This window comes from Pseudomonas sp. HMWF006, from assembly GCF_003061205.1.
In the GTDB taxonomy this organism is placed as follows: Bacteria; Pseudomonadota; Gammaproteobacteria; order Pseudomonadales; family Pseudomonadaceae; genus Aquipseudomonas; species Aquipseudomonas monsensis.
Genome location: NZ_QAIU01000255.1, coordinates 1 through 14,039, shown reverse-complemented (window position 1 = coordinate 14,039; position 14,039 = coordinate 1). Strand labels below are relative to the sequence as shown.

12 protein-coding genes and 2 pseudogenes are annotated in these 14,039 nt (G+C 59.9%); 6 read left to right on the top strand and 8 right to left on the bottom strand.

The window, feature by feature from the left end; translation table 11 throughout:
* Positions 1 to 521, bottom strand: a pseudogene (locus tag DBR24_RS31930) (S-methyl-5-thioribose-1-phosphate isomerase); the annotation flags it as partial.
* 107 nt (positions 522 to 628) lie between these two features.
* On the opposite strand from DBR24_RS31930, the gene DBR24_RS10500 reads away from it, so the two are divergent.
* The 5 genes from DBR24_RS10500 (at position 629) to DBR24_RS10480 (ending at position 5,608) form a co-directional block, all read left to right on the top strand.
* Entirely contained in the window at positions 629 to 1,963 is a 1,335-nt protein-coding gene (locus DBR24_RS10500; protein WP_128614693.1) for a TRZ/ATZ family hydrolase, read from the top strand.
* A 58-nt stretch (positions 1,964 to 2,021) separates the two neighbouring features.
* On the top strand, positions 2,022 to 2,720 hold the full coding sequence (gene ubiG, locus DBR24_RS10495; protein ID WP_123466668.1) for a bifunctional 2-polyprenyl-6-hydroxyphenol methylase/3-demethylubiquinol 3-O-methyltransferase UbiG: 699 nt from the start codon (positions 2,022 to 2,024) through the stop codon (positions 2,718 to 2,720).
* A gap of 4 nt (positions 2,721 to 2,724) precedes the next feature.
* Entirely contained in the window at positions 2,725 to 3,396 is a 672-nt protein-coding gene (mupP, locus tag DBR24_RS10490; protein WP_123466670.1) for an N-acetylmuramic acid 6-phosphate phosphatase MupP, read from the top strand.
* 183 nt (positions 3,397 to 3,579) lie between these two features.
* Positions 3,580 to 4,320, top strand: coding sequence for a YciK family oxidoreductase (locus DBR24_RS10485; RefSeq protein WP_123466672.1), 741 nt, complete (start codon positions 3,580 to 3,582; stop codon positions 4,318 to 4,320).
* Positions 4,321 to 4,681: 361 nt separating this feature from the next.
* On the top strand, positions 4,682 to 5,608 hold the full coding sequence (locus DBR24_RS10480; RefSeq protein ID WP_128614692.1) for a GGDEF domain-containing protein: 927 nt from the start codon (positions 4,682 to 4,684) through the stop codon (positions 5,606 to 5,608).
* A gap of 130 nt (positions 5,609 to 5,738) precedes the next feature.
* Here the strand turns inward: DBR24_RS10480 and DBR24_RS10475 are convergent, their stop codons facing one another.
* The 7 genes from DBR24_RS10475 to DBR24_RS10445 all read right to left on the bottom strand — a co-directional run bounded on the left by DBR24_RS10475 (position 5,739) and on the right by DBR24_RS10445 (position 13,648).
* Positions 5,739 to 6,500 carry an iron-containing redox enzyme family protein gene (locus DBR24_RS10475; protein ID WP_189655776.1) on the bottom strand — a complete coding sequence of 254 codons (762 nt, stop codon included), beginning with the start codon at positions 6,498 to 6,500 and terminating at the stop codon, positions 5,739 to 5,741.
* Between the two features lie 79 nt (positions 6,501 to 6,579).
* Positions 6,580 to 9,039, bottom strand: a complete 2,460-nt coding sequence (locus DBR24_RS10470; protein ID WP_123466680.1) for an EAL domain-containing protein — start codon at positions 9,037 to 9,039, stop codon at positions 6,580 to 6,582.
* A gap of 201 nt (positions 9,040 to 9,240) precedes the next feature.
* On the bottom strand, positions 9,241 to 11,067 hold the full coding sequence (locus DBR24_RS10465) for an ABC transporter ATP-binding protein (protein ID WP_128614691.1): 1,827 nt from the start codon (positions 11,065 to 11,067) through the stop codon (positions 9,241 to 9,243).
* Entirely contained in the window at positions 11,060 to 11,662 is a 603-nt protein-coding gene (locus tag DBR24_RS10460; RefSeq protein WP_177490506.1) for a DsbA family protein, read from the bottom strand. The genes DBR24_RS10465 and DBR24_RS10460 overlap by 8 nt, the downstream gene beginning before the upstream one ends.
* 35 nt (positions 11,663 to 11,697) lie before the next feature.
* Complete coding sequence (locus tag DBR24_RS10455; protein ID WP_123466686.1) at positions 11,698 to 12,639, bottom strand: rhodanese-related sulfurtransferase; 942 nt, start codon at positions 12,637 to 12,639, stop codon at positions 11,698 to 11,700.
* A gap of 181 nt (positions 12,640 to 12,820) precedes the next feature.
* Positions 12,821 to 13,117 carry a BolA family transcriptional regulator gene (locus tag DBR24_RS10450; RefSeq protein WP_128614690.1) on the bottom strand — a complete coding sequence of 99 codons (297 nt, stop codon included), beginning with the start codon at positions 13,115 to 13,117 and terminating at the stop codon, positions 12,821 to 12,823.
* A gap of 12 nt (positions 13,118 to 13,129) precedes the next feature.
* The gene (locus tag DBR24_RS10445; RefSeq protein ID WP_003226938.1) at positions 13,130 to 13,648 is read right to left on the bottom strand and encodes a DUF2059 domain-containing protein; all 519 of its coding nucleotides are present in this window, start codon (positions 13,646 to 13,648) and stop codon (positions 13,130 to 13,132) included.
* 193 nt (positions 13,649 to 13,841) lie between these two features.
* On the opposite strand from DBR24_RS10445, the pseudogene DBR24_RS10440 reads away from it, so the two are divergent.
* Positions 13,842 to 14,039: pseudogene (locus DBR24_RS10440) on the top strand (lyase family protein); the annotation flags it as partial.

Here is a 14,039-nt window from a genome sequence, read left to right as displayed (position 1 = left end):
CCGGTGGCCAGTGCGCCGGTATTGCAGTGGGTCAGGATCGCCTGCGCATTGCCCTGGTGCTTGCGGATCAGATCGACGCCGAGCTGCGCCATGGTCAGGTTGGCTTCGCGATCACTCTCATGAATGGCGATAGCTTCGACTTCCAGCGCGGCCAGTGGATCGGCATGCTCTTTCAGACGATCCAGCCGATCATGCATGCGGCCCAACGCCCAGAACAGATTGACTGCGGTCGGACGAGAATCGGCCAGCAAGGCGAAATCCTCTTCCAGCGCCGCATACCAGTCGCCACCTTCGGCCACGCGGGCACGGGCCGCGAGGACGATGCCATACGCGGCACTGATGCCGATGGCCGGCGCGCCACGCACCACCATCGAACGAATGGCTTCAGCCACGCCCGCGGCACTGGTGTAGGCGATCCAGGTTTCCTCGAATGGCAAAACACGCTGATCCAGCAGGTGGAGCGCGCCGTCTCGCCAAACGATGGCCTTTACTTTCTCCGCAGCCAACAGTCGATCGCGCATCCCTCACCCCGCACTCATGAACAAAAGCCGCCGATTATAGCGATCCCCCCGCGAAGACGCTCGGGTATACTTCGCCATCCTTTACAAAAGCACTGGAACCGACCTCGATGCCGAAACCTGCCATTGCGCTCGACTTATTATTGCTGCCGACCTGGCTGGTACCTGTCGAACCCGCTGGCGTCGTGCTCAAAGAGCATGGCCTGGGGATCCGCGACGGTCGCATCGTATTTATCGGCCCACGCGTCGAAGCACTGAAGTGTAACGCCACTGAAACCCGTGAATTGCCGGACATGCTGCTCGCTCCGGGCCTGATCAACGCTCACGGCCACGCGGCGATGACGCTGTTCCGTGGCCTGGCCGATGATCTGCCGCTGATGACCTGGCTGGAAAACCACATCTGGCCGGCCGAGGCCAAATGGGTCGATGAAGATTTCGTCCGTGACGGCACCGACCTGGCCATCGCCGAGCAGATCAAGGGCGGCATCACCTGTTTCTCTGACATGTATTTCTTCCCGAAGGTCGCCAGCGAGCGCGTGCACAACAGCGGCATTCGTGCGCAGATCGCCATTCCGATCCTCGATTTCCCGATCCCGGGCGCTGGCAGCGCCGATGAAGCCATTCGTCAGGGCGTCGAATTGTTCGGCGATCTGAAGCACCACGAGCGGATCAGGATCACCTTCGGCCCTCATGCACCCTACACCGTCGGCGACGAGAACCTGGAGAAAGTCCGCGTGATCGCCGAGGAGCTGGACGCGTCGATTCATATGCACGTGCACGAAACCGCCTTCGAAGTGCAGCAAGCCGTCGAGCAGCGTGGCGAGCGCCCGCTGGCGCGCCTCGGTCGCCTCGGCCTGCTCGGCCCGCGCTTCCAGGCCGTGCACATGACGCAGATCAGCGATGACGACCTGGCGCTGCTGGTAGAAAGCAACACCAGCGTGATCCACTGCCCGGAATCGAACCTGAAACTGGCCAGCGGCTTCTGCCCGGTAGAACGTTTGTGGCAGGCTGGGGTAAATGTCGCGATCGGCACCGACGGTGCAGCGAGCAACAATGATCTCGACCTGCTCAGCGAAACCCGCACCGCGGCCCTGTTGGCCAAAGCCGTCGCCGGTTCGGCCACAGCACTGGACGCTCATCGCGCACTGCGCATGGCCACCCTCAACGGCGCGCGAGCCATGGGCATCGAAGCGCAAGTCGGTTCGCTGGAGATCGGCAAAGCCGCCGACATTGTCGCCTTTGACCTGTCCGGCCTGGCGCAGCAACCGGTCTACGACCCGGTTTCGCAACTTATTTATGCCACCGGTCGCGACTGCGTGAAGCACCTGTGGGTCGCCGGCAAACAGTTACTCGACGACCGGCGCCTGACGCGTATGGATGAACAACAGCTGGGCGCCACCGCCCGCGCCTGGGGACAGCGCATCAGCGGCCACACCGAATCGTAAACACCCCGGGACAGACTCCGGGACTACAGCCTTTTTCAAGTTTTTCGAGGAATTGATCATGAGCAACGTCGACCACGCCGAAATCGCCAAATTCGAAGCCCTGGCCCACCGCTGGTGGGACCGCGAGAGCGAGTTCAAACCGCTGCACGACATCAACCCGCTGCGGGTCAACTGGATTGACGAACGGGTCAATCTGGCCGGCAAGAAAGTCCTCGACGTCGGCTGCGGCGGCGGCATCCTCAGCGAAGCCATGGCCCAGCGTGGCGCCACTGTCATGGGCATCGACATGGGCGAAGCGCCATTGGCCGTTGCGCAACTGCATCAGCTGGAATCCGGCGTCAACGTCGAATACCGGCAGATCACCGCCGAAGCCCTGGCCGAAGAAATGCCCGAGCAGTTCGACGTGGTCACCTGCCTGGAGATGCTTGAGCACGTGCCGGATCCATCGTCGGTGATCCGCGCCTGCTTCCGCATGGTCAAGCCCGGCGGCCAGGTATTCTTCTCGACCATCAACCGCAACCCGAAGGCGTACCTGTTCGCCATCATCGGCGCCGAATACATCATGAAGCTGCTGCCACGCGGCACCCACGACTTCAAGAAATTCATCCGCCCGTCCGAGCTCGGCGCCTGGAGTCGCATGGCTGGCCTGACCGTCAAGGACATCATCGGCCTGACCTACAACCCGCTGACCAAGCACTACAAGCTGGCCAACGATGTTGACGTCAACTACATGATCCAGACCCTGCGCGAGGAATAAGCCGATGGCCATCAGAGCAGTTCTTTTCGACATGGACGGCACCCTGCTCGACACGGCGCCGGACTTCATCGCCATCTGCCAGGCCATGCGTACGGACCGCGGCCTGCCGCCGATGAACGACAAGCACATCCGTGACGAAATTTCCGGCGGCGCCAAGGCGATGGTCGCGGTGACGTTTTCGATGGACCCTGAATCGCCGGGCTTCGAGGAGCTGCGCCTTGAGTTCCTCGAACGCTACCTGGTGGGATGCGCCGTGCACAGCAAGCTGTTCGATGGCATGGGCGAACTGCTGGCCGATATCGAAAAAGCCAACCTGATCTGGGGCGTGGTCACCAACAAGCCGCTGCGCTTTGCCGAGCCGATCATGCAGCAACTGGGGCTGGCCGAGCGCTCTGCGCTACTGATCTGCCCGGATCACGTGAAAAACAGCAAGCCGGATCCGGAACCGCTGATCCTCGCATGCAAAATGCTTGATCTGGATCCATCGACCGTTCTGTTTGTGGGCGATGATCTGCGCGATATCGAGTCAGGGCGCGATGCCGGCACCAAGACCTGCGCAGTGACCTTTGGCTACATTCACCCGGACGACAACCCGCGGCACTGGGGCGCGGACGTAGTGGTGGATCATCCGCTGGAGCTGCGCAAGGTGCTGGACAGCGCACTCTGCAGTTGCTGACCTGACTGTTTGCAGGATGCCTTTGTGGCGAGGGGATTTATCCCTGATCGGCGGCGAAGCCGCCGTAAACCTGCACGTCAAATCGAACTGGAAGAATGCTGGGGCTGCTTCGCAACCCATCGGGGATAAATCCCCTCGCCACAAGTGCGAAGCAGGTCTTCATGAATGGATTGTGAGGTTTTTATGTTTGATTACACCGCTCGCCCCGAATTGCTCAAGGATCGGGTCATTCTGGTCACCGGAGCCGGTCGTGGCATCGGCGCAGCTGCCGCGAAAACCTATGCGGCCCACGGCGCTACCGTCCTGCTGCTGGGCAAGACCGAGGCCAATCTGACCCAGGTCTATGACGAAATCGAAGCGGCCGGTCACCCGCAACCGGCGGTAATTCCGTTCAACCTCGAAACCGCCCTGCCCCATCAATACGATGAACTGGCGGCGATGATCGAAAACGAATTCGGCCACCTTGACGGCCTGCTGCACAACGCTTCGATCATTGGCCCGCGCACGCCAATCGAACAACTCTCCGGCGACAACTTCATGCGGGTCATGCAGGTCAACGTCAATGCCATGTTCATGCTGACCAGCACCCTGCTGCCGTTGCTCAAGCTGTCGCAGGACGCTTCGGTGGTATTCACCTCCAGTAGCGTCGGCCGCAAGGGCCGGGCTTACTGGGGCGCTTACGGTGTGTCGAAGTTCGCCACCGAAGGCCTGATGCAAACCCTGGCCGACGAAGTCGACGGCGTGGCACCAGTTCGCTCCAACAGCATCAACCCGGGTGGCACCCGCACCAGCATGCGCGCCCAGGCATATCCGGGGGAAAACCCGCTGAACAATCCGACGCCCGAGGAGATCATGCCGGTCTATCTCTACCTGATGGGCCCGGACAGTACGGGTATCAACGGCCAGGCATTCAACGCTCAGTAGTGCCATACGTCGCTTTTGTTGCCGCGGCGGATTCCCGTCGCGGCAGGCTTTTACCAGCACCGACCGTCACCAGCCAGTCAAAAATCCAGCGCTGTTTTCCCCATCAAGATCGTAAGCCATTGAATACAAAAGGCTTTAATTAACCTGAACTGAATGGCACGACTTTCGCTCTAAATTCCCTCAAAGCATGCCGTGTGAAGGCAGTGGCGCCGGGGCGATTTCGATAGCTGACTAATCGACATCAGGCAGACTAAACTTACGCCAAATGTCCTACGGGACTGATGGATCAGTATGACGCGCAGCCCATAGCCGCTCTCACCCAGCCTGTAAGACAGACTTACTGCTTAGGGGCTCACGCCATATGAAATCACCTTCCCAGACCAATGCAATTGACTTCGACAGTGCCAAATTGCAACGCCTGGGTTTCGGTCAGCAGCCGCCACTTCTGGAGCGGCCCGCCAGTCTCGCGCAATTGCGCCAGCAACTGAGCCTGCAACTGCAAACCAGCCTCGAACCGCAACGCATCCTCGGTCTGTTTTTCCGCGAAGTTCAGCGCCTCGTGCCGCTGGACGCCTTGCACTATGTGCACAAGGGCAGCGACTTGCGCCTGGAGTTCGGTGCTCGCGGTCATCATTCCGTCAGCTATAGCCTGAGCCATGAAGACGAGCACATGGGCGAACTGGTGTTCCGCCGCAATCAGCGCTTCAACGATCAGGAGCAAGGGCACCTCGAATCGCTGCTGTCGGTGTTGCTGTATCCGATGCGCAACGCCCTGCTCTACCGCGCCGCGACCCAGAGCGCCCTGCGCGATCCGCTGACCGGTGCCGGCAACCGCATCGCCATGGAGCAGACCCTGCAACGCGAGATCGAAATGTCGCGCCGGCACCTGCAACCATTGTCAGTGCTGATGCTGGATATCGACCACTTCAAAAGGGTCAATGACAGTCACGGCCACAGTGCCGGCGATGATGTGCTCAAAGCCGTGGCCGCTTCGATCAAGGGTCAGTTGCGCAACGTCGATATGGTGTTTCGCTATGGCGGCGAAGAGTTTCTGATTCTGCTGTCGAACACCGGCCGCGAAGCGTCAGCGATGGTCGGCGAGCGACTGCGCTATGCGGCGCAAGCGGCGGAGTATTACGCCGATGGCCAGTTGATCGAACTGACGGTCAGCCTCGGCTGCTCGACGCTGTTGCCCGGCGAATCGGCCGACAGCCTGCTGCGTCGCGCCGACAGTGCGTTGTACGTGGCCAAGCGCGAAGGTCGTAACCGCCTGGCGATGGCGGGCTAAGCCTTTCCAGACACTACAAAACTACTGTAGGCGTGAGCCTGCTCGCGATGACGATCTGACATTCAACACTGATGTTGACCGACAGTCCGCTATCGCGAGCAGGCTCACTCCTACATTTTTACGCGGTGTATCAGCTCTCGACGACTACCCTGCGCTCTCGGTTGACCAGCAAGCGTTCCGACGTCTCCAGTTGCATGCAGCGTTCCAGAAACAGGTACATGTAGTCATAGCTTTTGCACACGGCCTGGCGCAATTCGGCCTGCAACGCCTTGCTCGGGTTCAGGCCGGCCAGCGTGCAGATGATTTCCAGAGCTTCCCAAGGGTGGGCATCGTCGTACTGGGCGTGCATCTTCAGCCACTTCATCGCGCGTTTGCGATCTTCTTCGGGAAACGCCGCCGCGTATACGCCCGTCGAGCAAACCAGCGCCGACCACTCCCCGGTCGCGCCCTCGATGGCGTAGTTGGTAGCGGCGATGGCGACGATCAACGAGTCGGCCGAACTGGTGTGCCAGCACCAGTGACTCAGCGCATGCAGTTCCGGCGGCACTTGCTGGGCCTGAAGATCTTCCAGGCTGACGCCATGCGCCCGACTCCAGTGCACCCAATAGTCGGCATGATTGAGCTCGACGCGGATATTGCGCATCAGCCAGCGGCGCGCCATGTCTTCGCCGGGGTGACGGGCAAATCGGGTTTTGGTGAGATTCTGCGCCATGTACAACGCAAACTGCTCGACCACCGGCCAGCCGCCAATCAAGTACTGACGCATGGTCCTGGCGCTGAGTTTGTTATCACGCATGCGCTGGTAAAGTTCATGTTCGACAACCCGGCGCTTGCTCTCGCTGCAGTCCTGAATGAGCTGTTGTGCCCAGCCGGGATAACTTGCAGCTTCCATGAGTGGTCCGGTTCGGTTGAATGTGTCGATCACTGTTCGGCTCCTTTTGATTTGTGATTGTAAGGATCGGCGAGAGACTTCAACGGAACGTGCCAGGCGCTTTGAATAACAGCGGTTGCGGTCTGGCGGGCCGACTTTGCAAACTGTCGCAGGTAAACAATTGCGGACGCTCGATGACATAACCCTGAGCGTAATCCACGCCAATTTCAAGCAGTGCCTGCTCGATCTGGGTGGTTTCAACAAACTCGGCAATTGTCTGCTTACCCATGACATGCCCGATGTGATTGATCACTTCGACCATTGCCCGGTTAATCGGGTCGTCCAGCATATCCTTTACGAAACTCCCGTCGATCTTCAGGAAGTCTACAGGCAAATGTTTCAGATAAGCGAACGAAGACATTCCGGCACAAAAGTCATCTAGCGAGAAGTAACAACCTAAGCCTTTGAGCTCATTGATAAATCTAATTGCACTGCCCAAGTTTGAAATTGCACTGGTTTCAGTAATTTCAAAACAAATCATTTCAGGAGGTATAGCGTAGTTAACAAACTGTTCTCGCAGAAAGTGCAAAAACGCGTCATCTCCTATAGTAATGCCTGACAGATTAATCGCACACATTGCTAATGGCCCTTGCTGTTCTTGGGCAATACATTGAGCAATAACCTTAAAAACATTTTGTACGACCCAACGATCCAGCTGACTCATCAAACCATAGCGCTCAGCGGCAGGAATGAAGCTGTCCGGCAGAATCATCCGCCCGGCCTCGTCATGCAGACGCAGCAGGATTTCGATGTGCCCGCCTTTGCCGTCACTGGGCTTGAGCGGAGCGATTTCCTGGGCGTACAGGCAAAAGCGGTTTTCTTCCAGCGCCATGTGCAGGCGTTGCACCCAGGCCATTTCCCCAAAGCGCAGGGACAGTTCGGAATCGTCGGCGTGGTAGACCTGCACGCGGTTACGCCCCTTCTCCTTGGCCATGTAGCAGGCCATGTCTGCCGCCCGCAGGGACGCTTCCAGGGTCGTCGGGGTCTGGGCGACATGCACCAGGCCAATACTGACGGTGGTGAGGAAGGGCCGCCCCTTCCAGACAAAATGCAGGTTCTGCACGGTCTGGCGCAGTGCCTCGGCAATCTTTTCTGCCGCGTCCGGCGCGCAGTTTTCCAGGAGAATGCCGAACTCGTCGCCGCCGAGCCGCGCCAGGGTGTCGCCTTCGCGCAATCCCGACTGCAGCAGGGTGCAGATGTGCCGCAACAGCTCATCCCCCGCCGCATGGCCGCACGTGTCGTTGACCAGCTTGAACTGATCCAGATCGAGGAACATCAGCGCGTGCCGCCCGGCCTGGCGGGTGAGGTTGTGCAGCGCCTGCTCCAGGCGATATTCGAACTCGCGGCGGTTGGCCAGACCGGTCAGCGCATCGTGGGTGGCCTGCCACGAAAGGTTGGCGATGTATTGCCGTTCCTGCGTCATGTCGTGCAGCACCAGCACGGTGCCACTGACTTTGCCGGCATTGCGGATCGGTGCGCCGACCAGGGTCACCGACACCGTACTGCCGTCCAGGCGCTGGATCAGTTTCGAATGCTCGCTGCCGCCACTGAGCTTGCCGCTGAGAATGTGCTCGATCAGGGTCAGGCCTTCGGACTGGGCGTTGTCATCGAGCAGATTGAATAACGCCGCCAGCGGCAGTCCCGCCGCCTGTTCGGCCTTCCAGTGGGTCATGGCTTCGGCGGCGGGGTTCATGTAGTCAATGGCGCCGTCGACATCGGTGGTGATCACCCCGTCGCCGATCGAATGCAAGGTAACGTGCGCCCGATCCTTCTCCAGTTGCAACGCCTCGGCAAAGGCATGGCGCTGCTTGAGCAGCTTGTGCGTGCGCCACAGGGCCAGCACGATCAGCCCCAGCGCCGTGGCCAGATTGGTTAACAGCAGCAGCCGCAGAATCATCCGCGAGCCTTCGCCCAAGGCATCGCTGAAGGCTTTTGCGGCTGGGGTCACGCCATCGTTGATGGCGAAAATCCGTGCCTTCCAGCGCTGGATATCGGCGCTGCCGGCATTGTTCTGTGAAATGCTGCGGTGCATCTCCTGCGCCACGTTATCCAGCTCGATTAGATAGGCGTCACCGACCGTCCAGCGGTCAATCGCGGTCTCCAGATAACTGAAATGGCGAAAGTTGAGGTACAGCCAGATCAGGCTGGAAACGTCATCCGGGTGGTTGCCACCCTTGAGAATGCCTTCGCGCGCTGCGGCCAGATCCGGCGGCTGATGATCCAGCGCCAGACGCAACTGGTGCCCGCCTTGCGGTACACCGATCGCAGTGCGGTACTTGAGGAAGATCGCCTCGTCACGGCTGTCGGCGTAGAGATTAAGGTAGTAAATCGCGTCTTTCTGGCCCTTGGACCAGAGACTTTCGCCGGCGACGTAACCGCGAACCGCCGAGAGCACGTAAAGACTCACGCCGCCCAATAACGCTTGAAACAACACGACGGCAATAAATGGCCAGACGATGCCCAACAACCGTGGCGTTCCGAGAGTCCGCTTTTGCTTCATGAGATCCCTTGCGCAAGCACTGCCAGATGAACACCGGAAAATCCCGCTCCTGACAGCTCAGCCTAGGCTAATTTTCGCCAAGTCAAAGGGACAGCTTGACCGTCCTCTAGGTCGATTGTGCAAATGGCGGGACTGTGCGGGCGTTCCGAGTGATTTTACTCAATGCAATTCAAGCACTAAGCACAGAAATCGGCTCGAAACTCAAGGGCGCTGGATCTGCTGCAGGTGACCATAAAGCTTGGCATACAGACCGCCGTCGGCAATCAACTGTTGATGATCGCCATCTTCGGCGACCTGACCACCATCGAACACCAGCACGCGATCGGCCTGCTTCACCGCTGACAAACGATGGGCAATGATCAGCGTGGTGCGGCCATTGAGGAACCGCGCCATGGCCTGGTGAAGGTTGTATTCGGTGGCGGCGTCGAGGGCCGAGGTGGCTTCGTCGAGGATCACCACTTTCGGCTCGGCGAGGATCATCCGCGCGATCGCCAGACGCTGGCGCTGACCGCCGGACAGGCGCACGCCGGAGCGCCCGACGATACTGTCGAGGCCATCCGGCAAGGCGCGGATAGTCGGTTCGAGCTGAGCGATTTCCAGTGCCTGCCAACAGGCTTCGTCACTGCGGGTGCGGCCCATGGTCAGGTTGGCGCGTACCGTGTCGTTGAACAGCGCCGGGTGCTGCAGCACCACCGCGACGTTCTCCCTGATCAGCTCCAGACCGATTTCCTGCTGGGTCGAACCACCGAAGCGGATGGTACCGGCCAACGGCGTGTACAACCCCAGCAGCAACTGCACGAGGGTACTTTTGCCACCGCCACTGGCACCGACGATCGCAACTTTCTCACCCGGGGCAATGGACAGGTTCATCTGATCCAGCACCAGCTCATCGCCATAACCGAAGCTCAGGCCCTGAACCTCGATGCCGACGGTTTCGCGACCCTTGAACGGATCGACACCGCCCGGATATTGCGGCTCATCGGCGCGCGCCAGCAGTTCGTTGATCCGCGCCAGCGCGCCGCCGGCGGCGTAGTAGGCGTATTGCAGATTGAGCAGTTGTTCGACCGGGCCGATCATGAACCACAGGTAACTGAACACCGCAAGCATCTGGCCGATCGACAGGTCGGAGAACAACACCGTGAGCATCGCCGCCGCACGGAAGATGTCGATGCCGAACTGGAACAGCAAACCGCTGGCACGGTTGGAAGCGTCGGTTTTCCACTGCGAATTGACCGCGTAGTTGCGCACCTCCTGCGCGCGCAGACCGAGGCGACCCAGAAAGTAACCCTGACGGTTGCCGGCGCGCACTTCCTGAATGGCATCGAGGGTTTCGCTCAGCGCCTGGGTGAAACGCGAGGTGCTGTCGTTCTCGAGTTTCTTCAGGTGCTTGACCCGTTTGCCCAACTGCACCGTGGCGTAAATCACCAGCGGGTTGAACAGCAGGATCAATAGCGCAAGTTTCCAGTGCATCCACATCAGGATGCTCGCCGTGCCGACCAGGGTCAGCATCGCCACCAGAAAGCGGCTGAGGGTTTCGCCGACGAACTTGTCGAGGGTGTCCAGATCGGTGACCAGGTGTGTGGTCACTGTGCCGCTGCCGAGGCTCTCGTATTCGCCGAGGGAAATACGCTTGAGGCGTTCGATCAGGCGCACGCGGATGCGATAAACAATGTCCTTGGCCAGTCGCGCAAACAACCGCGACTGCAACACGCCAAAACACAGGGCACTGCAGCGCAGGGTCAGCGTGACCACCAGCATCAGGCCGATATAACCCGCCGCTTGTTGCCACATACCCGGCAGTACGTGGTTCATGACTTTCAGTGCGGCATCGCCGTGACCGAGCAACACCTCATCCACCAGCAACGGCAGCAGCAACGGAATCGGCACGCTGCACAGCGTCGCCAGCACGGCAACGCCATTGGCGATCCACAAGGATTTTTTGTGATGAAGTGCCAGTCGCCGGACTTCTGCCCAGCTCAGCCGGTCGACACGCTTTACGGCTGACGTTTCATCGGCCAGGTCAGGCACAGGCTGCGCGCTCCAGCCAGCGGCCGAGCAACGGCGACAGCTCGCTGAGCGGTTGATAGCCATTGGTCAGCAACGCCAGTTGGCCATTGCGTTCGGCGAGCAGGGTCGGGAAACCGGCGATGCCCAGATCCTGCACCCAGTTGAAATCCGCCAGAGTGGCTTCGTGCTGTTCGGCGCGGTCAAAGTGTTCGGCAAATTCGATGCGCGGCACGCCCGCCTGTTCGGCCAGATCGACCAACACGCTGGCCTGGGTGACATCGCGACCTTCAGCGTAAAACGCGTGTTGAATCAGGCCGAGCAAGGTCCACGCGCAATCCGGTGCCAGGCTGCGCGCCGTGACGATCGCGCGGCAGGCAGGCTCGGTGTCGTAGACAAATCCGTCCGGCAATGCGCCGTCGAACTTGAATGGCTGACCGGTCGCCTCGGTGACCGCTTGCCAGTGTTCGAGAATGTAGCGCCGAGTGGTCGGCTCCAGTGCCGCACCGCTGCCGGTGCGCAAGCCGCCAACCACCAAGTGCAACTCCACCCCGGCGGCCTGCGCCTGCTCGACCAGTGCCTTGGCCACCGGAGCGAACCCCCAGCACCAGGAACACATCGGATCCATCACATAGAGCAGGCGCGCAGACATGATTAAGCCTCGGTAGATGCTTGCTTATAGTTGTAGCCGATCGGGTGCGGCTGGTTGCGCGCCTTGGCCAGTTCGATCTGTTTTTGCCGATCGATCGCGCTGCGGCGGGTTTTCTCGCTCAGCTTGTCCCAGCAATGCGGGCAACTGATGCCGGCCACATAGTGCTCGGAAGCGCGATCTTCAACACTGACCGGTGTGCGGCAGGCATGACATTGATCGTAGTCGCCCTCGCTGAGGTCGTGACGCACGGTCACGCGGTTGTCGAACACGAAGCAGTCGCCCTGCCACTTGGTTTCTTCCTGCGGCACCTCTTCGAGGTACTTCAGGATGCCGCCCTTGAGGTGGTAGACCTCTTCGAAGCCCTCGCCCAGCATGTAGCTCGAGGCCTTCTCGCAGCGGATACCGCCGGTGCAGAACATCGCGACCTTCTTGTGCACGGCCGGGTCGAAGTGTTCTTTGATGTAGTCGGGGAATTCGCGAAAACTGGTGGTTTTCGGATCAATGGCGCCTTCAAAGGTGCCGATCGACACTTCGTAGTCGTTGCGGGTGTCGATCAGCAGCACTTCCGGGTCGCTGATCAGGGCGTTCCAGTCTTGCGGCTCGACGTAGGTGCCGACCTTTTTGTTCGGATCCACGCCTTCGACGCCGAGGGTGACGATCTCTTTCTTCAGTTTGACCTTGGTACGGTAGAACGGCTGCTCGTCGCAGTACGACTCTTTGTGGTCGATGTCGATCATGCGCGGGTCGTTCTTCAGCCAAGCGAGCAGGCCATCAATGCCTTCGCGGCTGCCGGACACCGTGCCGTTGATGCCTTCTTCGGCGATCAGCAGGGTGCCTTTGATACCGTTGTCGACCATCGCTTGCAGCAGGGGCTCGCGCAGGTTGACGTAATCTTCGAGGGTGACGAACTTATACAGTGCCGCCACGACAATCGGTTGTGTCATGGGTATTTCTCCAGGTGGCTACCCTCGCAAAGGGTGAACCGGATTCAAAAAAAAACGCGCCGGTTGAACGGCGCGTTGCGGATTCTAGCAAAAAAGCAGCTTCAAGCGGCGAGCTTCAAGCGACAAGCTGACAGCGCAGTGCTTTAACTTGCGGCTTGGAGCTCAAAGCTTGCAGCTGCTTTTAGTGCCCTCCTCCTGCACAGGTTGGCGACGCCGGAGCGGCGCCCACATCTGCCCATTCCTGCGGGGTGTAGGTGTGCAGCGCCAACGCATGGAACTCGCCCATCAGCTCGCCGAGCGTGCCGTAGACTTTCTGGTGGCGCTTGACCCGGTTCAGGCCTTCGAACTGCGCGCTGACCACCACTGCCTTGAAGTGAGTCTGTAACCCGCGACTGTGCATGTGGCTTTCATCCAGCACCTGCAGATGTTCAGGCTGAAGCAGGCCCAGCGTCGATTCGATGCGTTGTTGCATGGTCATCACGAACTCCGCTTACTTCTTCTTGGCCGGCGCAGCGCCTTTCGGTGCCAACTCGTTGGTCATGTCGTCGAGCAGCTTGTTGACGACCGGCACGGCGCTTTCCAGTTTGGCTTGAGTCATCTGGGCCGATTGCTGGGTCAGCTGCGGCATTTTTTCCAGAACCTTCTTGCCCAGTGGCGACTGGTAGAACGCAACCAGGTCTTTCAACTCGGATTCGCTGAAGTTGCTGGTGTAGAGCTTGACCATGTCAGGCTTGAGCTTGTTCCAGCCAATGGCCTGGTCCAGGGCGGCGTTGGCCTTGGCCTGGTAGGTTTCCAGTACGGCTTTCTTCGACTCCGGGGCTTTGGTCTGTTCAAAGCGCTGGGCGAACATTTGCTGCACTTGCATGTACACCGGAGTACCCAGTTTGTCAGCGTGCGCCAGGGTCAGGAAAGCTTCGGCACTGGCGTTGTGGCTGGCGGTATCGGCAAGCACCTGGCCGCTGGCGCAAACCAGTGCAACCGCGGTACAGATGGCACGAAGACGAGTCATCGAGTTTCCTTTTCTAACAGGCGAGGTCAAACCCCAAGGGCGCCCATTCTGCGCCTAAAAAACGCTGTGGCTCAACCCCCGCCCCTTGCCGCGCTTGATTGACCGGGTTTTACCGGTCAACAATCGCCCCGATGGAACCACCTGGGCCTGACCGGGCCTAAACTGCGCAAACAGACCAACAGGAGTGTGCACGATGAGCCGTATCGAAACCGACAGCCTGGGCCAGATCGAAGTCCCGGACGACGCCTACTGGGGTGCTCAGACGCAACGCTCGCTGATCAACTTCGCCATTGGTCAGGAACGCATGCCGCTGCCGGTCCTGCACGCCCTGGCCCTGATCAAGAAAGCCGCCGCCCGGGTCAACAATCGCAACGGCGACCTGCCCGCCGAC

Bases quoted from the DNA above. Each gene is read 5' to 3' on its own strand.
- DBR24_RS10500 (WP_128614693.1), top strand. From the start codon at position 629: ATGCCGAAACCTGCCATTGCGCTCGACTTATTATTGCTGCCGACCTGG.
- ubiG (WP_123466668.1), top strand. From the start codon at position 2,022: ATGAGCAACGTCGACCACGCCGAAATCGCCAAATTCGAAGCCCTGGCC.
- mupP (WP_123466670.1), top strand. From the start codon at position 2,725: ATGGCCATCAGAGCAGTTCTTTTCGACATGGACGGCACCCTGCTCGAC.
- DBR24_RS10485 (WP_123466672.1), top strand. From the start codon at position 3,580: ATGTTTGATTACACCGCTCGCCCCGAATTGCTCAAGGATCGGGTCATT.
- DBR24_RS10480 (WP_128614692.1), top strand. From the start codon at position 4,682: ATGAAATCACCTTCCCAGACCAATGCAATTGACTTCGACAGTGCCAAA.
- DBR24_RS10475 (WP_189655776.1), bottom strand. From the start codon at position 6,500: ATGGAAGCTGCAAGTTATCCCGGCTGGGCACAACAGCTCATTCAGGAC.
- DBR24_RS10470 (WP_123466680.1), bottom strand. From the start codon at position 9,039: ATGAAGCAAAAGCGGACTCTCGGAACGCCACGGTTGTTGGGCATCGTC.
- DBR24_RS10460 (WP_177490506.1), bottom strand. From the start codon at position 11,662: ATGTGTTCCTGGTGCTGGGGGTTCGCTCCGGTGGCCAAGGCACTGGTC.
- DBR24_RS10455 (WP_123466686.1), bottom strand. From the start codon at position 12,639: ATGACACAACCGATTGTCGTGGCGGCACTGTATAAGTTCGTCACCCTC.
- DBR24_RS10450 (WP_128614690.1), bottom strand. From the start codon at position 13,117: ATGACCATGCAACAACGCATCGAATCGACGCTGGGCCTGCTTCAGCCT.
- DBR24_RS10445 (WP_003226938.1), bottom strand. From the start codon at position 13,648: ATGACTCGTCTTCGTGCCATCTGTACCGCGGTTGCACTGGTTTGCGCC.